Genomic DNA, 25,875 nt, shown 5'->3' with positions numbered 1-25,875 from the left:
CCATCAATTGCCACGATACCCGTAGAAAACGCATCGAATAGCGCAGTGCGGACACATTGCCCGAACTGGACAGCCCCGAGTCGAGGGGAGCGCCGGTAAGCGGCGTGAATCATGTCACCGGGCGCACCGGCGGTGCCGTTCGGCGCACGTGCGGTACCGGTGTCGGGGAAAGATCTTTATTGATGCCTGCCGGGTTCTTAGCGTGCGCGGTTACCCGCACCCCCACACCGCAGGTGGTGATTCTTGATGAGCACCGAGACACCGGCGCCCGCGGACACCGGCGAGAACCGCTACGTCGTCGTTGCCCGCTCGCCGGAGTTCGACGCGCTGCGCCGCTCGCTGCGCCGCTTCGTGTTCCCGGTTTCCGTCGCATTCCTCCTCTGGTACGCGCTGTACGTCCTCATGTCCGCGTACGCCCGTGACTTCATGAGCACCAAGGTCGTCGGGCACATCAATGTCGCGCTGATTTTCGGGCTGCTGCAGTTCGTATCGACGTTCCTGATCGCGTGGCTGTACGCGCGCTACGCCGACCGGCGGGTGGACCCACTCGCCGACGACCTGCGCGCCAAGATCGAAGAAGGGGCGGCTGGCGATGAGTGACTCCGTGGTCCTCGCGGCCACCTCCGTCGGCACACAGCGCACGCTCACGCTGACGCTGTTCATCATCCTGGTCGGCGTCACGCTGGCGATCACCGTGTGGGCCAGCCGGCAGACCCGCAGTGCTGCTGACTTCTACGCCGGTGGGCGCTCGTTCAGCGGCTTCCAGAACGGCATGGCGATCGGCGGCGACTACATGTCGGCGGCGAGCTTCCTCGGCATCGCCGGCATCATCGCGCTCAACGGCTACGACGGCTTCCTGTACAGCATCGGCTTCCTCGTCGCCTGGCTGGTCGCCCTGCTGCTGGTGGCCGAACTGATGCGCAACTCCGGGCGGTACACGATGGCCGACGTGCTGGCGTTCCGCATGCGCCAGGCGCCGGTGCGCACCGCCGGCAGCATCTCGACCATCATCGTCTCGATCTTCTATCTGCTGGCCCAGATGGTCGGCGCCGGCGCGCTGGTCGCGCTGCTGCTGGGGATCAAGGGCGGCGACACGTTCCTGGGCATGAGCGCCGAGACCGCGAAGATCGTGACGATCGCGCTCATCGGCGTGCTGATGATCGTGTACGTCACGGTCGGCGGCATGAAGGGCACGACCTACGTGCAGATCGTCAAGGCGTTCATGCTGATGATCGGCGCGCTGGTGCTGACCCTGCTCGTCCTGGCGCACTACAAGTTCAACCTGTCGAGCCTGCTCGGCGAGGCGGCGGCGAAGTCGGGCAAGACGCCGCCGGAGTCCTTCCTGCAGCCGGGCCTGCGCTACGGCAAGGAGTTCGCCGGCAACGCCACCGCGACGCTGGCCAGCAAGCTGGACCTCATCTCGCTCGGCCTGGCGCTCGTCCTCGGCACCGCGGGCCTGCCCCACATCCTGATCCGGTTCTACACGGTCCCGAACGCCAAGGCCGCCCGTAAGAGCGTGGTGTGGGCCATCGGCCTCATCGGCGTCTTCTACCTGATGACGCTGGCGCTGGGCTTCGGCGCGGCCGCGCTGGTGGGCCGCTCCGCCATCGTCGCGCAGGACGCGGCGGGCAACACCGCGGCGCCCCAGCTAGCCCAGGAGCTCGGCAAGCGCTACCTCGGCGGCGACTTCGGCGGATCACTGCTGCTGGCGATCATCGCCGCCGTCGCCTTCGCCACCATCCTGGCCGTCGTCGCCGGCCTCACCCTGGCCTCGTCCTCCTCGCTGGCGCACGACCTCTACGCCAACGTCCTGCGGCGCGGCCAGACGGACGAGCGGCAGGAGGTGGTCGTCGCGCGGTACTCGGCGTTCGTCATCGGCGCCGTGGCGATCGTGCTCGGCATCTTCGCCCGCAACCTCAACGTCGCCTTCCTGGTGGCGCTGGCGTTCGCGATCGCCGCGTCGGCCAACCTGCCGGCGATCCTGTTCTCCCTCTTCTGGAAGCGGTTCAACACCCGCGGCGCGACCTGGGGCATCTACGCCGGCCTCATCTCGGCCGTCGGCGTGGTGCTGCTCAGCCCGATCGCCTGGGGCGGCGTGAGCGACGCGCGCACGCCGGCCACGCTGACCGCGGCCCAGGCCAAGGACTGCGGCGTGCCGCAGAACTCCAAGGAGGTGTCCAACGCCACGGCGCTGTTCAGCTGCACCACGGCGGCGCCGATCCCGCTGGAGAACCCGGGCCTGATCTCGATCCCGATCGGGTTCATCTTCGCCGCTCTCGGGGCGATGAGCAGCAAGGAACGCGACCCGGACAAGTACAGCGAACTCGAGGCCAGGTCGCTCACAGGAGCCGGAGCCCACTAGGAGAGCACCGGGCCCGGGGGAGCCGTCGATCTTCCGGGCCCGGTACGCCGACACGCTAGGCTGTGCCCCATGGTCGTTGCGGAGCGTTACGGCGAGGGTCACCGGATCCTGCTCACCGGTGGTGCCGGGTTTGTCGGTTCCCACCTTGCCGATGCCCTGATCGCCCGGGGCGCCCGGGTCGTGGTGATCGACAACTTCCTCACCGGGAGTAAGGACAACGTCGCCCACCTCCGGGAGCACCCGCGCTTCACGCTGATCGAGGCGGACGTCACCGAGCCGCTGCCGGCGCACGAGGCGCTCGCCGCCCGTTTCGACGCGATCATGCACTTCGCCTCGCCGGCCAGCCCGACCGACTTCGCCTCGCTGCCGGTGGAGATCCTGCGGGTCGGTTCGGTGGCCACGCTGCAGCTGCTCGAGCGGGCGGTCGCCGACGGCGCCCGGTTCATCCAGGCCTCCACGTCCGAGGCGTACGGCGACCCGCTGGTCCACCCGCAGCCGGAGACGTACTGGGGCAACGTCAACCCGATCGGCATCCGCAGCGTCTACGACGAGGCCAAGCGGTTCTCCGAGGCGGCGGTCATGGGCTACCACCGCGGCCGCGGGGCCGACGTCGGCATCGTGCGGATCTTCAACACGTACGGTGAGCGGATGCGCCCCGACGACGGGCGCGCGATCCCGACCTTCATCTCCCAGGCCCTGCGCGGCGAGCCGATCACGGTGCACGGCACGGGCACCCAGACCCGCTCGATCACCTACGTATCCGACCTGGTGCGGGGGATCCTGCTGCTGCTCGACTCCACCGATACCGGGCCGGTGAACTGCGGTACCGAACACGAAATGACGATGCTGGAGCTCGCCGAGTCGATCGTGCGGCTTTCCGACAGCACCTCCCGGGTGGCGCTGGTGGCCCGCACCGCCGACGACCCGGAGCGTCGCCGCCCCGATCTGACCAAGGCGCGTGAGCTGCTCGGATACGAGCCGGTCGTCGGGCCGGAGGAGGGCCTGGCCCGCACCATCGCGTACTTCCGGGGGCGCTGACTCTCCCGGGTTCGTGCCGCGCCCGCCTCGGTTACGTGGCGCGACGGCGTGCGCTTCGTATCGTGGTGCTATGTCCACCACGCCTGCATCACGCGGCTCGTCCTCGGGTCGGGCCTCGGTGCCCGGCGCGCTCGCTGCGACGTCGGGCGCCCGCGCCCGCGTCTCCGCAGCCAACACCCCGACCAGCCCCGCCGCGCCCGGCGTGTACGGTCGTCCGCCCTCGCCTCCGCCGAACCGCCCCGGCCGCACGCCGGGCAACGGCGGCCAGTACTCGGGCCGTAAGAAGATCCGCCCGCGCTGGGGCCGCATCGCCCTTGTCGCCGGCGGCGCGATCCTCGTGCTGGCCCTGCTCGCCGGCGTGGGTGGCTTCGTCTACTACAAGTACGTCGACTCGGGCCTCAACCGCGACGACCCGTTCTCGCAGATCACCGGCGGCCGGCCGGCGAAGACGGTGGACGGCGCGATCAACATGCTGCTGCTCGGCAGCGACTCCCGCGACCCCGACAACGGGGGCAAGGCGGGCGAGTGGCGCACCGACACGATGATCCTGCTGCACATCCCCGCCGACCACAAGCACGCCTACCTGATCTCCATGCCGCGCGACCTCTACGTGTACATCCCCAAGAGCAAGACGACGCAGTACGGCGACACGAACGCCAAGCTCAACGCGTCCTTCTCCTGGGGCGGCACGCCGCTGACGGTGGAGACGATCGAGAAGTACACCAACGTCCGCATGGACCACGTGCTGCTCATCGACTTCGGCGGGTTCAAGCAGGTGATCGACGCGCTCGGCGGCATCGACATGAACATCGAGAAGGACATCACGTCGATCCACCCGCCGAAGCGGCAGTTCAAGAAGGGCATGAACCACCTCAACGGCGACGAGGCGCTGGACTACGCGCGGCAGCGGTACCAGTTCGCCGACGGCGACTTCGCCCGCATGCGCCACCAGCAGGAGATGATGAAGGCCATCCTGGACAAGGCGGTCAGCTCCGGCACCGTGTCCAACCCGGGCAAGCTCAACTCCTTCCTCAAGGCGATCACCAAGGCGATGACCGTCGACAAGGACTTCTCGCTGGCCGACATGGCGCTGCAGTTCCGCAACCTGCGAAGCGACGACCTCACCTTCATGGTCAGCCCGAACGACGGCAGCAAGAAGATCGGCGGCGAGGACGTCGTGGTGCCGGACAAGGAGAAGGCGACCGCCCTCTACGACGCCGTGCGCAACGACAAGATGGCCGACTGGATGGCGGCCAACGGGCCGAAGCCGTCCACGGCTCCGTCGGCGAAGGCCAGTACCAAATCAAAGTAATGAAACGGACAAGCCCGGGCATGTCGCCCCTTTGACGGGGTTGCATGTCCGGGCTGTCATATAGATCTCATTGCTCTGTGGGCCGATAGGCGAGTAAAAATCGCCTGTTCGAAGGCGTTCCGGGTGGTCGCGCGGTGGTCGCGGGCGAGCGGGCTCGGCACCGCGAACGTAGACTCGGATGAATCCACGCCGATGCACGGCGGGCCGGCTCGGGGGCAGTGATGCAACAGGAGTTCGACGGGGACGCCGAAGCCTCCACTATTACCCGGGTTGGCGCGAAAAGTCCGAAAAAGCCGAAACTTCCCGGACATGATCCCATCTGGGCCCGGGCGATCATCGTATTCGGGCTGGCGATCGTCCTCGTGTCCGGCACCGCGGTCGCCGGGGTCAGCATTCTCAGCCGCCGCTACACCGCGAACATCCACCAGAGCACGCTGCTCGGGGACAACTCGCGGGCCGGGGCCGGCAACGCCGACGAGCCGCAGCACACCGACATCAAGGGCCCGCTCAACTTCCTGCTGCTGGGCTCCGACCTGCGCGCGCTCGACCCCCAGGACGGCCAGCGCTCCGACTCGATCATCATCCTGCACATCCCCGCCACGATGGACCGGGCCTACCTGCTGTCCGTCCCGCGCGACCTGCGGGTGAGGATCCCCGCCTTCGCCACGACCGGCTTCCGGGGCGTGTCGCACGAGAAGATCAACGGGGCGTTCCAGTACGGCGGCGGCGGCGAAGGCGGCGTCCAGCTGCTCTCGGAGACCCTGCACGAGCTGCTCGGCATCCAGTTCGACGGCGCCGCGATCGTCAACTTCGACGGCTTCAAGGCCGCGGTCGACCTGCTCGGCGGGGTCGACATGTGCATCGACCAGAAGGTCACCTCGATCCACGTCGGCTTCGACGACAAGGGCAACTACCTCTCGCCCGACCGCGGCGGCCACCCGCAGGTCTACGAGCCCGGCTGCCACCACCTCGAGCCCTGGCAGGCGCTCGACCTCGTCCGGCAGCGCAAGAGCCTGCCCAACGGCGACTACGACCGCCAGAAGAACCAGCAGAAGTTCATCCGGGCCATGCTCAACCGGGCCAAGGAGAAGGGTCTGACCACCAACCCGATCGCGGCGGACAAGTTCATCCGCGCCATCGGCCAGGCCCTCACCGTCGACCTCAACGGCATGCAGCTGGCCGACCTGATGTTCGCGCTGCGCAACGTCAGCCCCGACAACCTGATGGGCCTGCAGGTGCCCTCGGAGCCGCAGGACATCGGCGGGATCTCCTACGTCGTCGCGCTGCCCGAGTCCGAGGCGCTCTACAAGGCGGTCCGGGAGGATCTGCTCGACTCGTGGTCGGTCGAGAACCCGACCTGGGTCAACCACATGTAGCCTGAGGCCGTGTTCAGGCGACCCTCCATCCCGGCCGTCGCTGCGGTCGACGTTGCGGAAGATGCGTACCTGCTCGACGTGCGCGAGGACGACGAGTGGACCGCGGGCCACGCGCCCGGCGCTGTCCACGTGCCGATGATGCAGGTTCCGGCCCGCATCGACGACATCCCCGAGGACCGCGACGTCGTCGTGGTCTGCCGGGTCGGCGGCCGTTCCGCCCAGGTCGTCGCGTTCCTGCAGCAGAACGGGCGGGACCGCACGATCAACCTCGACGGCGGCATGCAGAGCTGGGCGGCCGCCGGCCGCCCGATGGTGAGCGAGGACGGCGGTGCTCCCCGAGTCCTCTGAGGACTGGCGCCCGCTGGTCTTCGCACACCGGGGATCGTCGCGCCGGCACGCCGAGCACACCCTCGACGCCTACCTGCTCGCCATCGAGGAGGGCGCCGACGGGCTCGAGTGTGACGTCCGGCTCACCCGCGACGGGCACCTGGTCTGCCTGCACGACTCCCGCATCGACCGCACCAGCGACGGCCGGGGCCGGGTCAGCACCCAGACCCTGGCCGAGCTGGACCGCTACGACTTCGCCTCCTGGCGTTCCGACCTGCCCGACCCGCCCGACAGGCTGATCGTGGACCGCAACCATGTCGAGGACCGCTGGCGGAGCAAGGTGCTGACGCTGGACCGGCTGCTCGGCGTGGCCACCGACGCCGGCCGCCCGATGCGGCTGCTCATCGAGACCAAGCACCCGGTGCGCTACGGCGGCGCGGTGGAGTCCGCGCTGCTGAAGCTGCTGCGGCGGTACGGCCTGGACACCCCCGACCCCGACCGCGCCCTGCAGGTCACCGTGATGTCGTTCTCGACCACGGCGGTCCGCCGGGTGCGGCTGCGGGCGCCGGAGCTGCCCACCGTCATGCTCATCGACGTGTGGTCGGTGCCCAGCCGGATCGGCTGGCTGCCACCCGGCAGCACGATCGGTGGACCTGGCGTGCAGCTGCTGCGCGCGTCCCCGGAGATCGTGGAGCGCCTGCACCGGCGGGGGCACCCGGTGTACGTCTGGACGGTGAACGAGCCGGACGAGGTCGACCTCGCGGTCAAGCTGCGCGTCGACGGCATCATCTCCGACCGCCCGGCGTACGTGATCGATCGCCTCCGCGAGTTGGGCCACCGCGTCTAGCGCCGATGGGATCCGTCGTCACGGACACGCTGTGCGACTGAATCAAAGCTCAACAACTTTCGTCGACCACCTTTCAAAGCGAGCCCTGGCGAGGCAAACTCGCACCATGGTCGATGCTGGTCCGCTGGTTTTCGGCGGCCTTGCCGAAGTCGCGGAGGAGCTCAACTCCGGCGGCGGCGGCATCACCGGCCTGCAACGCTCCGTGGAGGTGGCCGCGGCGGCCACGGGGGCGACGGGCGCCGCGTTCATCGAGTACGCGCACGAGAACGGCCGGGTCGTGGCCGTCGCCGGGGACCTCGACTGGTCGCTCGGGCGGCCGATCGACCTCATCCACCCGGCGGTTCGGGGTCTGTTGCGGTACGGCTCCCGGGTCCGCGAGTTCCCGAGCAGCCTCATCGGCACGTCGGGCGGCCAGCAGCTCTACAGCCGCGGCCTGCACCGCGTCATGGCGTCCGAGGTGTCCGCCAACGGCACCGGCGTGGGCGTGCTCGTGGTCAGCTACCGGGACGCGGATGGGGCCGCCGACGAGGAGCAGCGCGCCGCCCTGAGCTTCCTCGCCTCGTTCGTGGCGCTGCAGTACGGCCTGGGGCGGGGCCTGCCGGTGTACGCCGACGCCCCCGCCGTCGAGCCGGCGTCCGAGCCGTTCGCCGTGCTCGACGCCGAGCGGCGGGTTCGCTCGTGGAACCCGTCGGCCGCCCGGCTGACCTCCCGGCCGGCTGAGGCCGCCATCGGCGAGCCGTGGCCCTTCCCGCTCCCCTCCGGCGAAGAGATCGTCGACCACCAGCTGCCCTGCGGCACGTGGATCGAGATCCGCGCCGCCCGGGTGCCCGCCTCCGACGACCTGGCCGTGTCCTTCCGGGCCCGCCCGGAGCAGCCGCCGGACGGCCGCGACCTGTTCATCGCGCTCACCGGCCACGAGCTGCGCACGCCGATCACGGTGATCCGGGGGTACGCCGACACGCTCGTCGACCACTGGGAGAACCTGGCCGAGGACGCCCGCCGCGAGGCGATCAACGTCGTCGGCCAGCGCGCCCGCGAGCTGAGCCGGCTGGTCGACCGCCTGCTCAACGCCGTCGGCGACGACGGCCCCACGGTGGAGTCCACCACCCTCCTCCCGTTCGACCTGGTCGAGTCGCTGGGCGCGGCCGTCGACGAGCTCAACGCCGAGCAGCGCCGCTCCCTCACCGTGACGCTGCCGCCCAACCTGCCGAAGACCCGCGGGGACCGGGCGAGCCTGGCCACCGTCCTGGCGGAATTGGTCACCAATGCTGGTAAGTACTCCCCGAATTGGGTACAGATCGAGCTGACGGCCGGCGCGGATGCGCAGACCGTGTGGTTCCGGGTCTCCGACCGGGGCATAGGCATCCGGCCGGAGCACGTAGAGCGTGCCTTCGACCGGTTCTGGCAGTTGGAAACCGGCGACCAGCGAACGAGCAGCGGCGTCGGCCTCGGTCTCTACCTGGTGCGCAGAATCGTCGAGCGTCAACATGGATGGGTATCATTGCGACCACGTCGAGGGGGAGGGACCGTCGCCGAGGTGCGACTGCCCCGAGCTGACGCCGACGGCCCCGGGGAGGCTTGAGAGCGTGTCCACAACCGTCGCGGAACCGCGCGCCTGGTGCGTCGTCGTTCCGCACCACGCGCGGGGCGCCCATGTCGCCCGCCACCGCCTTGCGGACGAACTCGACTCCCTGATCTCGGCCGACCGCCTCGACGACGCGATCGCCATTGCCGCGGAGCTCGTCGGGAATGCGGTACGGCACGCCGCGCCCCTTCCGGGTGACGTGATCCGGGTGGCTTGGCGCCTCCTGCCGGACGACACGCTGGAGATCCGCGTGACTGACGGCGGGTCGTCGGTTGGTCCGCAGTTGCGGGTCGCCGGGCCTGATTCGCTGGATGGGCGGGGGCTGACGATCGTTGCGGCGCTGTCCACCGGGTGGGGTGTGGAGCGCGACGGGCTGGGCCAGTGCGTCTGGGCCACGCTCTGAGTGCGCCGTCTTCTGTCGGTTGCGGTTGATCTTTCGATAAGTCGGGCGCTGGCGCGCCACGACTTATCGGACTTATACCCTGACCGGGCTTAAGTCAGATATCTCCTTTCCGGCGCCGCGCCCGGTAGGTCCGGAATGCCGGAGTTTCCGTGGAACGTGAGCCATCGACTCGGCTCTCGGGCGAAGCTTCCGGTCTGCGCATCGGTCCTGGCGCCGGTTCGCTTCGGGCGACCCGGCGCCCTCCCCGGGTTGCGCTGGCGGTCCGCGCTGCCCGCGCATAGTCGCCGTGTGCCGCCCGGGCGCTTCGCCTGGACGTGTCCTGTGCTGGGCCGCAGAGGGGCGGGCGACATTTCGGAAATGTCCGAAGTGTGGGACCGTGGCGGGTGAGTGACGCGCCCGGCAGTGGTGGTGTGCGCCCGTGGCGGTGCGTGAACGCCTAGGCTGGATCGCCGTGAGCAAGCGTGCTAAGACCCCCCGTGGCCGCGCCAGCGGCGAGAAGCGCGAGAAGATCAAGGACGTGTACGTCGGCCGGCCGTTCGAGGGCCTGGCCGACGAGCCGGAGTGGATCGCCCTCCGCGAACTGGTGCCGGCCGCCTCGGCGCCGTTGAAGCTGGCGCCCGCGTTCGCCGAGAAGTACGGTGACCGGCCCGTGACCCTCGCGACCGTGCTGCCGATGGCCTGGCCCGCCATGACCAAGCCCGACGGCCGTGTGCTGATCGGCCTGCAGCGCCACGTGCAGTCCGGCGACGTGTCGCGGGACCTTGCCGTCGCGCTCCAGTGTGCGCTGGAGACCCCGCCCGGCCAGACCGTCGACATCCCCGCGCTGCCCGGGCTGGGCGACCGCCTCCAGGATGTCATCGAGAACGCCCCGCTCGACATCACGGTGCACACCGGCTTCGAGTTCTGGCTCGACGAGAACGCCACCGACGACCCCAACGTGCGGGCGTCGCTGGAGCGGGCCAACGCGAGCATCTTCCCGACGGTGAAGCTGGCCGCGGCGCCGGCGACGTACTGGTGCCGGGTCACCGACCGCTCCCACGTGCGGCTGGTGCTTCCCGACGACGAGGACCGCGCGCTGGACGCCCTGTCGCGGCTCGCGGCCGGCGGTGCCCTGCTGCTCGGGGACAACACCAAGTTCGCCGGCATGTTCCGGGCCCACGGCCTGCTGGCCCCGGTCTGGGACCTGCCGCTGGAGATCGAGGCCGAGCACTGGGAGGCCCCGGTGGCGGACTTCGCCAAGCGGTACGCCGAGGCCTTGGCCGTCACCGACCCGCTGACCGCCACCGAGCGCCGCAGCAAGCAGGGCCTGATCGGCCGCCAGCAGCCGCTGCGTTAGGCCCGGAACGCCCCGGCAAGGACGGTAAATCGGGCATGACGCCCGTCGGGGTATAAATCCGATAAGTCGTGGCGCGCCAGCGCCCGACTTATCGGACAAAAACGAGGCTACGAGAGCAGGCGTGCGATCGGGGCGGACATGCAGCGCGGTCCGCCCCGGCCCGAGCCCAGCTCCGAGCCCGAGATCCGGATGACCTCGATGCCTTGCCGCTCCAGCTGCGCGTTGGTCTCCACGTTGCGCTCGTAGGCCACACACAGGCGCGGCGCGATCGCGAGGGTGTTGTTGCCGTCGTCCCACTGTTCGCGCTCGGCGGTCACCGGGTCGAGGCCGGTGTCGATGACCCGCAGGGTGTCGATGCCCATCGCGGCGGCCGCGGCGGTGAGGAACGGGGCCGGGCCGGTGCACGTCTCGGCCGTCAGCGTCCAGGCCTGCAGGGAGCTGGCGACGTTGGGGTACATCACGACCGCGTCGACGTCCACCATGGTGCAGACGGTGTCGAGGTGCATGGTGGCCCGCTCCTGGGCGATCGGCACCACGAGCACCGTGTGGGCGAGACCGGTGGCGAAGCAGCGGCGGGCCAGTCGTTCCGCGCCCGACGGGCGGGTCCGCTCGCCGACGCCGACCGCGAGCACGCCCGGGGCGAGCAGCAGCACGTCGCCGCCCTCGAGGTGCTCCAGCGCGGGGTCGTAGAGCATCGTGGTACCGCTGAATCGTGGATGATGCCGATAGATGGCGTGCGTGAGGGTCGTCTCCCGGCGCCGCGCCGGCATGGCGAGGCTCGTCACCGCCACCTGGGCGCCGATCCACACCGACGAGTCGCGGGTGAAGAGCAGGTTGGGCAGCGGGTCGATCACGAAGTCGCCCGGGGCCATGAGCGCATGCACCAGGCCGCCGCCCCGGCCCAGCTCGGCCCGGGACAGGCCGGCGATGAGCGTGGTGGCCAGCTCCGCCGCGGTCAGGCCGGTCAGGTGCTCCGCCACGTGCTCGCGCAGCGCGTCGCCGAGCCGGACGTCGGCCAGCACGGCGGCGCAGACCTCGGCGCGGGCCGCCTCGACGGTGAGCGTCTCGGCCAGGAGCGAGGCGAGGTACAGCACCTCCACGCCGTGGGACCGCAGCGCCGCGGCGAAGGCGTCGTGCTCCTCCTGGGCGCGCCCGACCCACGGGATGCCGTCGAAGAGCAGAGAGTCGTTGTTGCGCGGGGTCAGCCGGGCGAGCTCCGGCCCGGGGCGGTGCAACAGGACCGTGGCCAGGCGTCCGACCTCGTTGTCGACACTCATGGGGCCAGCCTAACGGGGGTCCGAACGGTCCCCGGTTGTCACCATGTGAAATTCATTACCCGTCGTGAATGTGGCATTCATCCCAGTCATTCCATGTCACTCCGACTTTCAGTCATGCGTAGTGCACGCTCGCTCACGTACGGTGTTTGGACACACGCAACCGAAGCGGCGACATCGGAGGTGTGCGAGAGATGACCGACGTCCTGTACCGCGGTCAAGATTCGCAGCCCGAAAGGTTCGACCAGCGCGTCATCGTTGACGCGGGTCGAACGACCCCCATCGACTGGGTTCGCACCCGTCGGGCGGAGCGCGAGACGCGCCGGGAGGAAGCGGCGCACAGCCGCCTCTACCGCCGTATCGGCACGCTGATCGGCCACCTGGGCGACGAATGGCACGTGCTGGACCTCCGCGAGCTCGGCGGGGTCGAGCGCATCGGGTTCCTCGCGGTCGGGCCGGGCGGCGTCTTCGCCGTGACGGTCAAGGACCACGGGCGCAGCCGGGTCTCCTTCGCCGGCGATGTCGTGCAGATCGACGGGAAGCGCCCGCGGTACGTCGAGGAGGCCCGCCGCGAGGCCAAGGCCGCCTCGGAGGCGCTGTCGCGCAGCGCGGGCGTGTCGATCCCCGTCATGCCCGTCCTCGCCTTCGCCGGCACCGGGCGGATCAGCTTCTACGGGGTGCCCAAGGGCTGCCTGGTCACCGCGTACCACGAGTTGCCCCGGGTGCTCAACGCCCGCGGCCAGCGGCTCGCCGCGGAGACCGTGGACAAGGTGTTCGCCCTGGCCATGCACCCCGGCACCTGGTTCCAGCCGGACTACGGCGACCTCGCCGAGGACTACCGCTGGTACCGCGAGGGCGAGCAGGTGGGCACTGACAAGCGGGGTCACGCGGAGTAGCCTCTTCGAGGTGGCCGGAAGCGATGCGATCGTCGATCGGGCCGAAACGCCGGGTGTTCGCATTCGCACGAGCGGTGCCTGAGGAGGCGCTGTGCCGCAGCACGTCGAGTTCTCCATCTCCGACCCGCACCAATCGCGCGCGCACGACCGCTCCCAGGATCCGGCCGAGTCGTCCCTGGACCGCTGGGGCGCGACCGTCGACGCGGCGGCCGAGCCCTGCCTGGTGATCGACTCCGACGTGGTCGTGGTGGCGATGTCGGCCTCGTTCGAGGAGATGCTGGGCCTGGACGGCTCGCCGCTCAACCGCCCGCTGCTCGACGGCGACGGGGTGCTGCAGCTGCTCGACTTCGGCGACGGCAAGGCGCTGGAGCAGATCGAGGTGGCCCGGATGCCCACGCTGCTCGCGCTGACGTCGGGGCGGCTGGCCCGCGGCCTCGTGCGCATCAAGTGCGCCGACGCGCCGTGCACCTTCGACGCGATCGCCACTCCGCTCAAGGACGACGGCAAGGTCGTCGGCTCGCTGACCTTCTTCTCGTTAATCCAATAGGGCAGAAGTTCGTCAATACGGAGTTACAGAGATCACGCACGTCGCCACGGTGCGCGTTGGGGCCTTACGCTCCTAGCATGTTGGACCTCACGCTCCTGCCGGGCGACTACGCGATCTGCCGGCTCCCGGCCCGATCGCCGATGCCCGCCGGGCTCGCCGAGGCCACCATGTCCGGCGCGGAGGTCATCTCGGTGACCTGGACGCCGGAGGAGGTCTCCATCCTCTGCCCCGCCGCCGCCGTCGGGCTGCTGCCCCCCGAGGGCGCGACCGTCGAGGCCCCGTGGCGGTGCCTGCGGGTCGCCGGCCCGGTCCAGCTCGCATTGACCGGCATCCTTGCGTCCATCGTCTCTCCGTTGGCTGAAGCGCGGGTGAACATCTTCGCCTTCTCCACCTTCGACACCGACTATCTGCTGGTCCCGGCGGTGCGGCTGAGCGAGGCCCTGGCCGCCCTGGGCGATGCCGGACACCGGGTCAGCACCTGACTTCCTCCCGTCATCCGCCGCTCTTACGATGGGCGGATGCGAAGGGCGGCCACCATGCTGGCAATCGTCGGTCTTGGATGTCTGCTCGGTGCCTGCCGGCACCCGGCCGACGCGCCGACCCGCACCGCGCCGTCCCCCGGACCGTCGCTCATCAGCCCCGCCCCGCTCTTCGGGGAGCCCGGCACGCCGAGCACCACGTTCTCGACGTCGTCCCTGCCGTCGTCGCCCAGCGCGTCGCCGAGCCGCAGCGCCTCGCCCAGCCCGAGCGGGTTCCCGGAGGGGTACATCAGCTACTGCAACGGCCGCCCGAGCGGGGAACAGGTCATCGCCGTGGTCCGGCGGGCCCGGCCCAACCTGCCCACCGGCAGCGGGGTGAGCGTGCAGCAGCAGCCGGAGTGTGCGGGGATGTGGCAGTACACCGTGCTCACCGTGACCGGCAGCGAACCGCTGCAGGTGATCACCAAGGGTGAACCCTCGGCGCTGAGCGTCGTCACGGTGGGCACCGACCCGTGCACGGTCGAGGTGCGCGCCACGGCACCCCCCGCGTTCGTGGATGCCGTCGGCTGCTGACTACGCTGGGTGCTATGCCTGGTGTGCCGCCGACGCGGTTCGTGTACCTGGGTCCGGAGGGCACCTTCTCCGAGCAGGCGCTCAAGACCATTCCGGCCGCCGAGCGCGGCGTCCTGACCCCCGCGCGCAGCGTGCCCGAGGCCCTGGACGCGCTGCGCAGCGGCGACGCCGACGCGGCGCTCGTGCCGTTGGAGAACTCGATCGGCGGCCAGGTCGGCGTGACGCTGGACGAGCTGGCCGGCGGCGACCCGCTCATGATCACCCGCGAGGTGGTGCTCCCGGTGCAGTTCGTCCTCGCCGCCCGCGAGGAGAGGCCACTGGATTCGGTACGGTCCGTCGCCGCCCACCCGCAGGCCGGCGCGCAGTGCCGCCGTTGGCTGCGCGAGCACGCGCCCGGCGCGACGGTGGTCGACGTGCTGTCCAACGCGGCCGCGGCCATCGGCGCCGCCGAGGGCGAGTTCGACGCGGCGGTGTGCGCGCAGATCGGCGCCGCGCGGTACCGCCTGCACGTCCTGGCCAAGGACATCGCCGACAACCCGAACGCGATGACCCGCTTCGCCCTGGTCGGCCGCCCGGGGCCGCTGCCCCCGCCGACCGGCGACGACCTCACGACGCTGGCCGTCTACATCGCGCACGACCGGGTCGGCGCGCTGCTGGCGGTGCTCACCGAGCTGTCGGTGCGCGGGGTGAACCTGTCCCGCATCGAGTCCCGGCCGACCGGCGAGCGCCTGGGGCGGTACGTCTTCTTCCTCGACTGCGGCGGGCACGTCGCCGACCTGGCCATGGGCGAGGCGCTGCAGGGGCTGCGGCGCATCTGCGCCGACGTGCGGTTCCTCGGCTCCTACCCGCGGGCCGTGAACGGCGACCCGCCCCCGCGCCCGGCGCCGGGCCTGGCCGACGGGGACTTCGCCGACGCGGCAGCCTGGCTGGCCAGGCTCCGCGCCGGCGAAACGTCGTAAGGGTCAGCCGCTCAGGACGCCGTTGAAGAGTCCGCCGCCGCTGCTCTGCTGAGCGGGGGACGGCTTGCCCTCGCTCGGCTGCACGATCACGAAGCCCTGGCCCTGCAGCGCCAGCTGGAACAGCTCGCCCGAGCCGCCGCGCAGGATCGACTTGAGGCTCTGGTTCTTCTGGATGGTGGTCTGCAGGCTGCTCGACCAGCCGACGACCGCGTCGGTGTCGACGCAGACCGGGGCCTGCGGGGTCACCGGGATCACGATCGGCGCGCCCTCGGAGACGATGGCGAGCCGGCCCTGGCCGGTGAAGACGCAGTTGAAGAGGCCGCCGCCGAACATGCCGGCGCCGCGGACCATCTGGATGTCGTACCGCAGCGTCGGATCGAAGCAGAGCACGTTGCGCCCGTTGATGGACAGCGCGTCGTTCGCCTCGAGGTCCAGGATGAAGCACTCGGCCGCGCCGGAGGCGAACCACACCTCGCCCTGACCGCGCACGCTCATCAGGGACACGCCCTCGCCGGTGACCGCGCGCTTGAGGAAGTTGCCGACGCCCTGGCTCTTCACCTCGAAGCCGAGGCTGCCGCGGAAGGCGACCATGGCGCCCTGACGGGCCAGGGCCTCGCCGTTGACGACGTACTTGACGCACCTGGAGTGTTGCAGGGTCATGCCGACCTGGGTGGGGGGCTGGGCCATATTCTCGGCCTTGAAGATGTCACCTCGCACGATCCGCAGCGTAGCGAACGGCAAGGGGCCCGTGACCAGCGCGTGTAGGCCCGTTACCTTCCCGCGACCAGTTATGGTGCTCAGTCGAGCAGGCCGTGCGGGCGCTCCTGCGACGGCTGCACGACCACGAAGCCCTGCCCGGCGAGGCTCATCGTGAACGCCTCGCCCGTGCCGCGGCCCAGCAGCGTGCCCGGGCCGGCCTGGTCCGCGCGGTGGTTCTGCAGCCGAAGGCCGGGCCGTTGCGACTCCTTCTCCAGGTTCTCGGTGGAGAACAGCGCGCTGCGCATGGCGGGTGGCCCCTCCCAGCGGGGCCCCCGGCTAGTCCCAGCCCAGCTCGTGGAGCCGCTCGTCGGAAATGCCGAAGTGGTGGGCGATCTCGTGCACCACGGTGATCGCGACCTCCTCGACGACGTCGTCCTCATCGTCACAGATGCCGAGGATCGGCTTGCGGTAAATCGAGATCCGGTCGGGCAGCACGCCCGCGTAGTCCCACCCGCGCTCGGTCAGCGCGTGCCCCTCGTAGAGGCCCAGCAGGTCCGGATCGTCCGGCGGTGCGTCGTCGACGACCAGGATGACCACGTTGTCCATGAGATCGAGCAGCTCCGGGGGCACCTCGTCGAGCGCCTCGCCCACCAGTTCCTCGAACCGCTCCTTGCTCATGCTTACCGGCATGCGAAAGAGGGTCCCCGAAAACGGGAACCCTCTCAACAACGTTCCGGCGAACGTCAGACGAGCTGGGCGTCGAGCGTGATCTCGACCGCCGCCAGCGCCTTGGAGATCGGGCAGCCGGCCTTGGCCTCCTGCGCGAACTTCTCGAACTCGGCCGCCTCGAGCCCGGGCACGTCGCCGCGCGTGGTCAGGTCGATGCGGGTGATGGCGAAGCCGCCCTCGACCGCCCCGAACTGCACCGCCGCGGACGTCTCGACCGACGTCGGGGTGTGCCCGGCCTTGGCCAGGCCGTTGGAGAGTGCCATCGAGTAGCAGGCGGCGTGGGCCGCGGCCACCAGCTCCTCGGGGTTGGTGCCTTCGCCGCTCTCGAAACGGGACGGGAAGGAGTAGTTGCCCTGGAACGTGCCCGAGCCGGTGGCGACGGTGCCGGAGCCGGAGCGGAGATCGCCCTCCCAGCGGGCGGAAGAAACGCGAGTTGGCATGAACCAGACGCTAGCCCATTCCGTGTCCCGGGTGGGACGAGCTCGGCATTCGGAAGGGGGGAAGTTGATGCCCGGCAAACTGGTGCTGACCACGGCAAACCGGATCGGTAAGGGAGGGCCCGCCCGCGTCGGCGTGGCACGCGTCACGGCCGGCGGCCGGCCCGGGCCGGCGTCGCTGCCGCTGCCCGGCTTCGCCTGCGGACCGATCACCATCGGAAGGGCGCCTCGGGGGGCATACGCCTGAGCGCTCCGGCCTCTAGCATGCGGCTATGCCTGAGCAGCCCTTCGCCATGCCGGACATCGTTCCCCCCGCACCGGTGGAGGAGCCAAGTGCCGAAACGCCGGATCCGGTACCGCAGGAGCGGACCCGCCCCAACGTCTTCGCGCTCGTCGCCGGGGTGGTCGGGCTCGTGCTGGCCGGGGCGGCGCAATACCTGCCCTGGGCCAATCTGGCGTTGGGCAGCACTGGGATGCGCTCGACCTTCGAGGTCGACCCGGAGTCCGGCGGCGTGTCGTCGGCGGGCCGCACCGTGGGAGTGCCGATGGCGTACCTCACCAGCTCACACGTGACGGTGTACCTCTTCACGCTCGCCCTGGCCGTGGCCGCGGTCGCCGTGGTGCTCTCGGTGACCGGCCCGGCCCGCCGCATCGCCACCGGCGCGGCGGCCGGCCTCCTGGGCGTGAACGTCCTCATCCTGCTCGGCCTGCGCCCGGTCATCCTCCACCTCGGCAGCACCACCTACGCCGCGCTGATGGTGGACAGCGAGAACGTGAAGACCGGCCCGGGGTACTACCTCGCCTACGCCGCCATCCTGGTGTTCGCCGCCGCCCTCGTGCTCGCGACGGTGCGGTTCCCGGCCCGAGGCTTCCGCCGCCAGGCCCAGGAGATCGAGGGTGACGAGCCGCTGGAGCTCACCGTTACGCCTGTGGTTCCTGCGCAGTACCAGTAGGCGCGCCTGTAAGACGTTCCAGTGAACGTTCGGTCGAGTTTTACTCGCAGCCTGTCACCGGTGGGGGTGACGGAGGTACGGTTGCTGCCCCGCTGATGCGGAAGGAGCAGCACACATGCGCGGTTCTGGCCTACCGAAGCTGATCGCGACGGACCTCGACGGCACGCTCGTGCGTAGTGACGAGAGCGTGTCGGAGTACACCCGCGGGGTCCTTGAACGCGTCCGTGCCGCCGGCATTCACGTTGTCGGCGCCACCGGCCGCGGCCCCCGCCTCACCGAGCTCGTCCGCCGGGACATCCCGGCCGCCGACTTCCTGGTCATGGGCGGCGGCAGCCGGGTGTTGGACGTGCGCGACCCCGAGCACCCCCTCGTCCTGCGCGACGAGCGCCTCGACGGCGCGGTCCTGGCCGACGTGCTGGCCCGCCTGGAGCGCGAGCTGGGCACCCTGTCGGTGCTCATCGAGGCCGGCGACCACCACGAGGCCCCGCTGTGGGGCGACACCGACCCGAACTGGCGCTACGACGCCGTCGAGGCCCGCGTCCGCGCCGAGTGCCTGACCGGCCCGGTCATCAAGGGCTTCGCCCGCCACCCCGCCTGCCACGTCGACGACCTGCTGGCCATCGCCCAGCGCATCATCCCGCCCGAAATCGCCACGGTCACCCAGGCCGGCCTCGGCTACATCGAGATCTGCCCGCCCGGCGTCGACAAGGCCACCGGCCTGATGGTCGTCGCCACCGCCCTCGGCATCGACCCGGGCGACGTGCTGGTCTTCGGCGACATGCCCAACGACATCCCGATGTTCCGCTGGGCCGGCTTCGCCCGGGTCGCCGTCGCCAACGCCCACCCCCACCTGCGCGCCCTGGCCGACGAGACGACGCTCACCAATGACGAGGACGGCGTGGCCACGTACCTGGAAGCTATGTTGAGGCTGTGAAGCTGGTCGCCACGGATCTGGACGGCACGCTGGTCCGCAACGACCGCACGGTCGGCCCGCGCACCGTCGAGGTCTTCCGCCGCCTGGAGCGCGCCGGCGTGGTCATCGTCCTGGTGACGGGCCGCCCGATCCGGTGGATCTTCCCGGTGTACGAACAGCTGGGCGTCCGTGCCCTGGCCATCTGCGCCAACGGCGCCGCCACCTACGACCCGTCCACCGACACCATCGTCCACAGCACCCCTATCGAGGCCGAGGTCCTCGCCGAGGTCTGCGCCCGCCTGCGCGCCACGGTCCCCGGCGTCGTCTTCGCGGTCGAACGCGACGGCGGCCGCCAGATGCGCCACGAGCCCGAGTTCCCGGTCGGCCCGTGGGAGGCCGATCACCAGTCGGTCGGCCCGTGCACGTACGCGGAGATGCTCACCCGCCCGGCCTCCAAGCTGCTGGTCCGGGCCGGCGCGCAGCTCCCGGACGAGTTCACCGCCCGCGTGGGCGCCTGCCTGCAAGGCCTGGCCGAGGCCACGAACTCCTCGTCGAGCGGGATGGTCGAGGTCTCGGCGGCCGGCGTGACGAAGGCGTCGGCGCTGGACCGGGTGGCCCGCTCGCACGCGTTGACTCCGGCCGACGTGATCGCCTTCGGCGACATGCCCAACGACCTGCCCATGCTGACCTGGGCCGGGCGGGGGGTGGCGATGGCGAACGCTCATCCGGCCGTTCGGGCGGCCGCGGCCGACATCACTTCGAGCACCAACGAGGACGAGGGCGTGGCGGCGTACCTCGAGCGGTTCTACAACTACTGACCGCTTGTCCTATAAGTCGGATAAATCCAGACGCTGGCGCGTCCGGATTTATCCGACTTATACCTTATTTCTCGTGCTGGGCGACATGCGGAAACCGGCACCACGCGGGGAAGCGGGCAAAGCTCCACGCGTGGCCGGCGCCTCCGGCGCCTCCGGCGCCCTCCGTGCGCCTCTGGCGCCTCCGTGAACGCGTTGGCCGAGCCGTCGGGGCGCTCCGGCGCCGCGGTGCGCCCGCATCGTGAACGCGTTGGCCGAGCTGTCGGGGCGTTCCGGCGCCGCGGTGCGCCCGCATCGTGAACGCGCTGGCCGAACCGTCGGGGTGCTCCCGCGCCGGCGCGCGTCCGGCGCGGCGCTCGACCGGGCGGGCTGTTCGCCACGGCTCGTCGTCCGGCTGCGACGGATGAGGACGAGCGGACCCGCCGGCGACCCGAGAAGGGAGCGCCGGGGGTCCGCCCGGAACCAGACTTACAGGTACTGGCCCGTGCCCGAGGGAGCGTGCGCGGGCTGGCCCGGCAGGTTGCCGCCCGGCCCGCCGGTCAGGGCCGGCCGCCCGCGCATCTGCTCGAGCTGGACGCGGGCCGCCATCTGCTGGGCGACCAGCGCGGCCTGGATGCCGTGGAAGAGGCCCTCCAGCCAGCCGACCAGCTGGGCCTGGGCGATGCGCAGCTCGGCCTCGCTCGGGGTGGTGTCGTCGTCGAAGGGCAGGGACAGCCGCTCCAGCTCCTCGCGCAGCTCCGGGGCCAGCCCGTCCTCCAGCTCGGTGATCGAGCGGCGGTGGATCTCCTTCAGGCGCTGGCGGCCGGCCTCGTCGAGTGGGGCGGCGCGGACCTCCTCGAGGAGTTGCTTGATCATGCTGCCGATGCGCATGACCTTGGCGGGCTGCTCGATCAGCTTGCTCGGGTCTTCGGCGTTCTCGTCCTCGCCCGTGGACATCGTGCCCAGCGGCCGACCGTCGGGGCCGACGACCAGCACGGTGCGCGACTCGTCCTGCGCCTCTTCTGCCATGGTTCCTAGTTTTGCCTAAGCTCCCGGACCCGACCACCAAGGGGGTGCCGAACCGGCCCTCTGTTGCCACCCTTCGTGACGCGGTAACGTCTGCCGGTGACGAGCGATCAACGTGACGTGCTGCACCGTCCGGCCCCGCCGCCGGACTTCACGCTGCGCTACGGCGAGCATCCCGATCACGTTGCCGATGTGCGGCTGCCTGAGGTACAGGATGCGCCTCTCGTCCTTTTCGTGCATGGAGGGTTCTGGCGGCAGGAGTGGGACCGCGCCCATGCGGGGCCGCTGTCGGCCGACCTCGCGGCCCGTGGGTACGCCGTCGCGACGATCGAGTTCCGCCGGACCGGGCAGACCGGGGGCGGGTGGCCCGGGACGTTCTCCGACGTGGCCGCGGCGGCGGTGGCGGTGCCGGACCTGCTGGCCAAGGAGGTGGCGCACCGCGGGCTGCGGTCCGTCAAGGTCGACCGGCCGATCCTCGCCGGGCACTCGGCCGGCGGGCACCTCGCGCTGTGGTACGCCGCGGTGGCCCCCGACGCCGTCGGCGGGGTGGTCGCGCTGGCCCCGGTGGCCGACCTGAGGCGCGCGTACGAGCTCGACCTCGACGAGGGCGCCGTTGCCGATCTGCTCGGCGGGGCGCCCGACGCGGTGCCGACCGCGTACGCCTCGGCCGACCCGATGGTCAACCTGCCCTCGGGGGTGCAGACCGTGATCGTCCACGGCGAGGACGACGACATCGTGCCCGTCTCGCTGTCGCGCGACTACTGTCGGTCGGCCCGCCGGGCCGGCGACGACACCACGCTGGTGGAACTGGCGGGCGCCGGGCACTTCGCCGTGATCGATCCCCTGTCGGGCGCCTGGCCCGCCGTGCTGGCCGCCTTCGGCACGGTGACCAGGGGCGAGCGGGTGGGGTGACCAGGACCGGGGGCCTCGCCGACGATTGACTCTCCGGCGCGAAGGCGGTAGAACGCACCGTGGGCTGTAGGCTCAGGCGCGCCTGCGTCTCAGTGCAAGGGCCACGCTGTGTGTCGACTCCCGGCGCTGTTCGGGGTCCCGGGGAGGAATAGCACGTGTCCCACCTGAACCGCCGCCAGGCGCTCCGGCTGTTCGCGGCCGCGGGCATGGCCGGCATGACCGCGCCGATCCTTTCCGCGTGCACCAGCGGCTCCAGCACGACGACCGACACCGCCGCGCCCAGCGGCCCGCCGATCAAGATCGGCATGATCGTGCCGCAGACCGGCATGTTCAAGGACCTGGGCAACGAGCTCGACAACGGCTTCAGCCTCTACCTGCAGCTGCACGACCAGAAGCTCGGCGGTCGGCAGGTCAACCTGATCAAGGTCGACGAGGGCGAGACCGCCGAGTCCGGCAAGGCGGCCGCGGAGAAGCTCGTCAAGGAGCAGAAGGTCCTCGCCGTCACGGGCGTGGTCAACCCGCAGTCGATCCTCGCCATGAAGGACACCATCGAGGCGGCCCAGATCCCGCTGATCGGCTCCAACGCGTCGCCCGCGCAGCTGCAGCTGATGGGGCCGAAGTACATCTGGCGCACCTCCTTCGTGTCGACCGAGCCGGGCAGCGCGCTCGCGCACTACGCCGCGGCCAACGCCGGCGGGCCGGTCGCGGTCGTCGGGCAGGCCGGCCCGGGCGGCGACGACGACGAGGTGCGGGCCTTCGCCGAGAGCCTCAGGAGCGCCGGCGGCACGGTGGCCGGCGCGCAGCGGACCACGCCCTTCGGCAGCAAAGACTTCGGCAACCTGTTCCAGCAGGTCAAGAACTCCGGGGCGGCCGCCATGTACGCGATCTACAGCGGCGCCACGGCGGTCGAGTTCGTGAAGCAGTACCGCGCGGCCCACTTCCCGCCGACGTTCAAGCTCTACGCGCCGGGCAGCCTGACCGAGGGGTACGTCCTGAAGCAGCAGGGCGACACGGCCAAGGACATCTACACGGCGCTGAACTACTCGCCCGACCTCGACAACGCCGCCAACCGGCGCTTCATCGCCGACTACCAGAAGGCGTTCGGGACCGTGCCCTCGACGTACGCGATGGCCTCCTACGACGCCGCCGTGGTGCTCGACAAGGCGATCACCGACGCCACCAAGAGCCTGGACTCGTTCTCGCTCAACGCGGCGATCGGGCGCCTCGGTCAGATCGACAGCCCGCGCGGCGGCTGGCAGTTCTCCCAGACCCGCACGCCGCTGCAGCGGTGGTACCTCAGGCAGGTCCGCTTCGACGGCGCGGTGCTCTCCAACGTGCTGACGGCGGAGCTCACCACCCTCTAGCAGTGGCTAGGCCGCCCCGCGCCGCTTGAGGGTGGCCACCGCCGAGCCCGCCAGCGTGAGCAGGCACTCGGGCAGCTTGCCGTCGACCAGCGCCACGGTGAACAGCGCCGTGGCGCTCGGGGCGTCCTCGTTGGCGTACGCGCTGACGAACCGCGCCACCCAGCGCTTGTCGTAGTTGGCGTCGTCGATGTCCGGGAAGTCCAGCCGCCACGGCCCGCGGGCCAGGTTCTCGCCCACCATCTCGCCGGCCAGCCGCCACGCGACGTCGTACGCGGCACTCATGCCGCGCCGGTCGACGACCGAGTCGAAGGTCTTGACCACGGCGTCCTCGTCGCCCGCGAGCGCCGACTGCAGCACCTGGGCGGCGTCCAGATGCGTCTCGTCTCCCGGGTCATCCACGCCGCAACCGTATGTCGCGCGGTCAAGAGGCGCTCGTCGCTTTTGGGTTTTTTGTGCGGTACCGCGGAAAAGCCGGACGTCCTCAGGCGCGCCGCAGCGCGCAGGTCAGCCGCGCGGTGCACACGCGCTCGCCGGCCTCGTCGGTGATGGCGATCTCGTAGGTCGCGATCATGCCGCCCAGCCGCAGCGGGGTGGCCACGCCCGTCACCAGGCCCGTGCGGGCCGACTTGTGATGCGTCGCGTTGACCTCGATGCCCACCGCGATGCCGTTGAACAGCCGGGCCGCGTGCATGGCCGCGCCGATGGAGCCGAGCGTCTCGGCGAGCACGACCGAGGCGCCGCCGTGCAGCAGTCCGTACGGCTGGATGTTCCCGGCTACCGGCATGGTCGCGACGACCCGCTCGGGCGATGCCTCCAGCAGGACGATGCCCATGCGCTCGGGCAGGGTGTCCTGCAGCGACATGACCCCTGGCAGGACCTTACCGTCCGTGACTTCCGACTCCGTGTCCGCATCCGCCATGCCGGAAGCGTACCCGCGCCCCGACTTAAGTCGCGGCGCCGTCCGCGCTAAGGTGCGCACGGCACCTCTGGGGAGGCCATTGGGGAGGAGAACGCCCATGCGCGCACGGTCGGCCACCGCCATCGTGGGAGCGATCACGGCGATAGGAGTGCTGCTCGCCGCATCCGGCTGCACGTCCGATACGCAGAGTAACAAGAACGCCGCGTCGGCCCCGGAGGTGCGCCTCTACGGCACCGACGGCAACATGGCCAACTCGTTCGGTGACGCGCTCAAGGACTCCCCGGCCGTGCTCACCGGCATGAAGGGCACCACCCCGCTGACCCCGCTCAGCGAGGACTTCAAGCGGCGCGTGAAGACCATCGACTCGTCGCTGACCGACTTCAACTATGCCGGCGAGTCCTACGACGCCGTCGTCATCGCCGCGCTGGCCGCCGAGGCCGGCAAGTCGAGCGACCCCGCCTCGATCGCCAAGCAGATGATCGGCGTGACCACCGGCGACAACCCGTGCGACACCGTGGCCGCCTGCCTCACCGCCGCCAAGTCGGGCAAGGACTTCAAATATCGCGGCGTCTCGCTGCGCAGCAGTGGCTTCACGAGCGTCGGAGAGCCTTCGGCCGCGTCGTACGGCGTGCTGAACTTCGGCAACAACAACCTCATCGACGACGCCAAGACCGAGTTCGTCGGCGCCGGCGACGCGAAGACCGAGGACAAGACTCCCCCGCCGGCCGTCTCGGGCAGCGCGACCTCCGGCGGCAAGCCGCAGAAGCCGCCGCTGAAGTACGGCCTGCTGCTGCCCAAGACCGGCGCGCTGGCGTTCCAGGGCCCGCCGATGTTCGCCGCGGCCAAGCTCGCCATCAAGGAGATCAACGAGGCCGGCGGCGTGCTCGGCCAGCCGGTCCAGGTCGAGGAGGGCGACGACGGCACCAACCCCGACGTGGCCAAGTCGACTGCCCAGCAGTTCATCTCCCACGGCGTCGCGGTCATCATCGGGGCCGGCGCCTCCGGCGTCAGCGCGGCGGTCATCCCGCAGGTCGTGCAGGCCGGACGCGTGATGATCTCGCCCTCGGCGACCTCGGACGCGCTCACGACGATCGACGACAAGGGCTTCTTCTTCCGCACCTCGCCGCCGGACGTACTGCAGGCCAAGGCGGTCGCCGACATCATCATGCGCGACGGGCACACGAAGGTCGCGATCATCGCGCGCGGCGACAACTACGGCAAGGGCCTCGCCGACGGGGTCAAGGCCGACCTGGTCTCCGCCGGCATCAAGCCGGAGAACATCCTGGTCAAGGAGTACGAGGCCAAGGACAAGTACGAGAAGGACGACGGCCCGAAGATGTTCAACCCGGTCACCACCGAGATCAAGAACTTCGGGGCCACGGGCATCCTGGTCGTCGGCTTCGACGAGTCCGCGCTGGCCATCAAGTCGCTGGTCGCCGGGGGCGTCAAGGCCTGATCATTCTGTCGGTTTCTGGGCTCGCGCACGGCGGGTCCAGGGCCTACGGTGAAGCCGATTGCCCCCGAGTCAGGTGAGAGGACCACCGGATGAGCGAGAACGAGACCGTCGAGACCCGCGGTGATGAGCGCGTGGAGCTTCTCGTCGGCGACACGAACAACGACGGCAAGCCCGACCTCTGGGCGGTCGACACCGACGGGGACGGCAAGGCTGACCTGTTCCAGTTCGACACCAACGGCGACGGCAAGGTCGACATCACGATGAGCGACCTCGACCAGGACGGCACCCCGGACGAGGTCGTCGACGGCGACGGCGGCCTGCCCCCGGCGTGACCCGCTGCTGACTCGACGGGGAAGTGG

Annotated in this window: 29 protein-coding genes and 1 pseudogene; 22 read left to right on the top strand and 8 right to left on the bottom strand. The window is 70.5% G+C overall.

The annotated features are described in order from the left end of the window. The first annotated feature begins 246 nt into the window (after window positions 1–246). The 10 genes from ABD352_RS04350 (at window position 247) to ABD352_RS04305 (ending at window position 10,586) form a co-directional block, all read left to right on the top strand. Window positions 247–600 carry a DUF485 domain-containing protein gene (locus ABD352_RS04350; protein ID WP_344610972.1) on the top strand — a complete coding sequence of 118 codons (354 nt, stop codon included), beginning with the start codon at window positions 247–249 and terminating at the stop codon, window positions 598–600. Further along, window positions 593–2,362 carry a solute symporter family protein gene (locus ABD352_RS04345; protein WP_344610865.1) on the top strand — a complete coding sequence of 590 codons (1,770 nt, stop codon included), beginning with the start codon at window positions 593–595 and terminating at the stop codon, window positions 2,360–2,362. Before ABD352_RS04350 ends, ABD352_RS04345 begins: the two co-directional genes overlap by 8 nt. Before the next feature lie 69 nt (window positions 2,363–2,431). After that, window positions 2,432–3,400 carry a UDP-glucuronic acid decarboxylase family protein gene (locus tag ABD352_RS04340; RefSeq protein WP_344610864.1) on the top strand — a complete coding sequence of 323 codons (969 nt, stop codon included), beginning with the start codon at window positions 2,432–2,434 and terminating at the stop codon, window positions 3,398–3,400. 70 nt (window positions 3,401–3,470) lie between these two features. After that, window positions 3,471–4,712, top strand: a complete 1,242-nt coding sequence (locus tag ABD352_RS04335) for an LCP family protein (RefSeq protein ID WP_344610863.1) — start codon at window positions 3,471–3,473, stop codon at window positions 4,710–4,712. A gap of 362 nt (window positions 4,713–5,074) precedes the next feature. Continuing rightward, window positions 5,075–6,088 (top strand): LCP family protein, encoded by a 1,014-nt coding sequence (locus ABD352_RS04330; protein ID WP_344610862.1) that lies wholly within the window; start codon window positions 5,075–5,077, stop codon window positions 6,086–6,088. Window positions 6,089–6,097: 9 nt separating this feature from the next. Further along, window positions 6,098–6,436 (top strand): rhodanese-like domain-containing protein, encoded by a 339-nt coding sequence (locus ABD352_RS04325; RefSeq protein ID WP_344610861.1) that lies wholly within the window; start codon window positions 6,098–6,100, stop codon window positions 6,434–6,436. Beyond that, the gene (locus ABD352_RS04320) at window positions 6,417–7,262 is read left to right on the top strand and encodes a glycerophosphodiester phosphodiesterase (protein ID WP_344610860.1); all 846 of its coding nucleotides are present in this window, start codon (window positions 6,417–6,419) and stop codon (window positions 7,260–7,262) included. The genes ABD352_RS04325 and ABD352_RS04320 overlap by 20 nt, the downstream gene beginning before the upstream one ends. A gap of 106 nt (window positions 7,263–7,368) precedes the next feature. Then, on the top strand, window positions 7,369–8,844 hold the full coding sequence (locus ABD352_RS04315; RefSeq protein ID WP_344610859.1) for a sensor histidine kinase: 1,476 nt from the start codon (window positions 7,369–7,371) through the stop codon (window positions 8,842–8,844). A gap of 4 nt (window positions 8,845–8,848) precedes the next feature. After that, window positions 8,849–9,250 (top strand): ATP-binding protein, encoded by a 402-nt coding sequence (locus ABD352_RS04310; RefSeq protein ID WP_344610858.1) that lies wholly within the window; start codon window positions 8,849–8,851, stop codon window positions 9,248–9,250. A 451-nt stretch (window positions 9,251–9,701) separates the two neighbouring features. After that, on the top strand, window positions 9,702–10,586 hold the full coding sequence (locus ABD352_RS04305; RefSeq protein WP_344610857.1) for a DUF5926 family protein: 885 nt from the start codon (window positions 9,702–9,704) through the stop codon (window positions 10,584–10,586). Between the two features lie 107 nt (window positions 10,587–10,693). On the opposite strand, the gene ABD352_RS04300 is transcribed toward ABD352_RS04305, so the two are convergent. Next, entirely contained in the window at window positions 10,694–11,863 is a 1,170-nt protein-coding gene (locus ABD352_RS04300) for an arginine deiminase (RefSeq protein WP_344610856.1), read from the bottom strand. Between the two features lie 191 nt (window positions 11,864–12,054). Here ABD352_RS04300 and ABD352_RS04295 point away from each other — a divergent pair, with 191 nt between their 5' ends. The 5 genes from ABD352_RS04295 to pheA all read left to right on the top strand — a co-directional run bounded on the left by ABD352_RS04295 (window position 12,055) and on the right by pheA (window position 15,314). Next, the gene (locus ABD352_RS04295; protein WP_344610855.1) at window positions 12,055–12,756 is read left to right on the top strand and encodes a nuclease-related domain-containing protein; all 702 of its coding nucleotides are present in this window, start codon (window positions 12,055–12,057) and stop codon (window positions 12,754–12,756) included. A gap of 91 nt (window positions 12,757–12,847) precedes the next feature. Further along, entirely contained in the window at window positions 12,848–13,303 is a 456-nt protein-coding gene (locus tag ABD352_RS04290; protein ID WP_344610854.1) for a transcriptional regulator, read from the top strand. Between the two features lie 77 nt (window positions 13,304–13,380). Then, window positions 13,381–13,785 (top strand): ACT domain-containing protein, encoded by a 405-nt coding sequence (locus ABD352_RS04285; RefSeq protein ID WP_344610853.1) that lies wholly within the window; start codon window positions 13,381–13,383, stop codon window positions 13,783–13,785. 36 nt (window positions 13,786–13,821) lie between these two features. Beyond that, window positions 13,822–14,355 carry a hypothetical protein gene (locus ABD352_RS04280; RefSeq protein WP_344610852.1) on the top strand — a complete coding sequence of 178 codons (534 nt, stop codon included), beginning with the start codon at window positions 13,822–13,824 and terminating at the stop codon, window positions 14,353–14,355. Window positions 14,356–14,369: 14 nt separating this feature from the next. Beyond that, window positions 14,370–15,314: a prephenate dehydratase gene (gene pheA, locus ABD352_RS04275; RefSeq protein WP_344610851.1), complete on the top strand. Its 945-nt coding sequence runs from the start codon at window positions 14,370–14,372 to the stop codon at window positions 15,312–15,314. Window positions 15,315–15,317: 3 nt separating this feature from the next. Here the strand turns inward: pheA and ABD352_RS04270 are convergent, their stop codons facing one another. The 4 genes and pseudogenes from ABD352_RS04270 to ABD352_RS04255 form a co-directional block, all read right to left on the bottom strand. Beyond that, window positions 15,318–16,031 (bottom strand): AIM24 family protein, encoded by a 714-nt coding sequence (locus ABD352_RS04270; protein WP_344610850.1) that lies wholly within the window; start codon window positions 16,029–16,031, stop codon window positions 15,318–15,320. A gap of 80 nt (window positions 16,032–16,111) precedes the next feature. Beyond that, window positions 16,112–16,246: pseudogene (locus ABD352_RS04265) on the bottom strand (AIM24 family protein); the annotation flags it as partial. A gap of 103 nt (window positions 16,247–16,349) precedes the next feature. Next, window positions 16,350–16,703 carry a metallopeptidase family protein gene (locus ABD352_RS04260; protein WP_344610849.1) on the bottom strand — a complete coding sequence of 118 codons (354 nt, stop codon included), beginning with the start codon at window positions 16,701–16,703 and terminating at the stop codon, window positions 16,350–16,352. A 53-nt stretch (window positions 16,704–16,756) separates the two neighbouring features. Further along, window positions 16,757–17,182 carry an OsmC family protein gene (locus ABD352_RS04255; RefSeq protein WP_344610848.1) on the bottom strand — a complete coding sequence of 142 codons (426 nt, stop codon included), beginning with the start codon at window positions 17,180–17,182 and terminating at the stop codon, window positions 16,757–16,759. Window positions 17,183–17,451: 269 nt separating this feature from the next. On the opposite strand from ABD352_RS04255, the gene ABD352_RS04250 reads away from it, so the two are divergent. From ABD352_RS04250 to ABD352_RS04240, 3 genes are all read left to right on the top strand, one after another. After that, window positions 17,452–18,132: a hypothetical protein gene (locus ABD352_RS04250; RefSeq protein WP_344610847.1), complete on the top strand. Its 681-nt coding sequence runs from the start codon at window positions 17,452–17,454 to the stop codon at window positions 18,130–18,132. A 115-nt stretch (window positions 18,133–18,247) separates the two neighbouring features. Continuing rightward, entirely contained in the window at window positions 18,248–19,066 is an 819-nt protein-coding gene (locus ABD352_RS04245) for an HAD family hydrolase (RefSeq protein WP_344610846.1), read from the top strand. Then, window positions 19,063–19,863 carry an HAD family hydrolase gene (locus ABD352_RS04240; RefSeq protein WP_344610845.1) on the top strand — a complete coding sequence of 267 codons (801 nt, stop codon included), beginning with the start codon at window positions 19,063–19,065 and terminating at the stop codon, window positions 19,861–19,863. Before ABD352_RS04245 ends, ABD352_RS04240 begins: the two co-directional genes overlap by 4 nt. Before the next feature lie 465 nt (window positions 19,864–20,328). Here ABD352_RS04240 and ABD352_RS04235 read toward each other — a convergent pair whose 3' ends face one another. Continuing rightward, window positions 20,329–20,868 carry a bacterial proteasome activator family protein gene (locus ABD352_RS04235; protein WP_344610844.1) on the bottom strand — a complete coding sequence of 180 codons (540 nt, stop codon included), beginning with the start codon at window positions 20,866–20,868 and terminating at the stop codon, window positions 20,329–20,331. 96 nt (window positions 20,869–20,964) lie between these two features. Between ABD352_RS04235 and ABD352_RS04230 the strand changes: the two genes are divergently transcribed. Further along, window positions 20,965–21,777 carry an alpha/beta hydrolase family protein gene (locus tag ABD352_RS04230; protein ID WP_344610843.1) on the top strand — a complete coding sequence of 271 codons (813 nt, stop codon included), beginning with the start codon at window positions 20,965–20,967 and terminating at the stop codon, window positions 21,775–21,777. 155 nt (window positions 21,778–21,932) lie between these two features. After that, window positions 21,933–23,141, top strand: coding sequence for an ABC transporter substrate-binding protein (locus ABD352_RS04225; RefSeq protein WP_344610842.1), 1,209 nt, complete (start codon window positions 21,933–21,935; stop codon window positions 23,139–23,141). 6 nt (window positions 23,142–23,147) lie between these two features. Here ABD352_RS04225 and ABD352_RS04220 read toward each other — a convergent pair whose 3' ends face one another. Together ABD352_RS04220 and ABD352_RS04215 are read right to left on the bottom strand one after the other, a co-directional pair. Then, window positions 23,148–23,540 carry a hypothetical protein gene (locus ABD352_RS04220; protein ID WP_344610841.1) on the bottom strand — a complete coding sequence of 131 codons (393 nt, stop codon included), beginning with the start codon at window positions 23,538–23,540 and terminating at the stop codon, window positions 23,148–23,150. A gap of 82 nt (window positions 23,541–23,622) precedes the next feature. Further along, on the bottom strand, window positions 23,623–24,060 hold the full coding sequence (locus tag ABD352_RS04215) for a PaaI family thioesterase (protein ID WP_344610840.1): 438 nt from the start codon (window positions 24,058–24,060) through the stop codon (window positions 23,623–23,625). Window positions 24,061–24,157: 97 nt separating this feature from the next. Between ABD352_RS04215 and ABD352_RS04210 the strand changes: the two genes are divergently transcribed. Both ABD352_RS04210 and ABD352_RS04205 read left to right on the top strand, forming a co-directional pair. Next, window positions 24,158–25,516: an ABC transporter substrate-binding protein gene (locus ABD352_RS04210; RefSeq protein ID WP_344610839.1), complete on the top strand. Its 1,359-nt coding sequence runs from the start codon at window positions 24,158–24,160 to the stop codon at window positions 25,514–25,516. Window positions 25,517–25,605: 89 nt separating this feature from the next. Further along, window positions 25,606–25,848: a hypothetical protein gene (locus tag ABD352_RS04205; protein ID WP_344610838.1), complete on the top strand. Its 243-nt coding sequence runs from the start codon at window positions 25,606–25,608 to the stop codon at window positions 25,846–25,848. The last annotated feature ends 27 nt before the right edge of the window (window positions 25,849–25,875 follow it).

The sequence above is a fragment of the Dactylosporangium salmoneum genome, assembly GCF_039532525.1.
Taxonomy (GTDB): domain Bacteria; phylum Actinomycetota; class Actinomycetes; order Mycobacteriales; family Micromonosporaceae; genus Dactylosporangium; species Dactylosporangium salmoneum.
The sequence above is the reverse complement of the archived record's forward strand: the minus strand, read 5'-3'. Positions and strand labels throughout refer to the sequence as shown.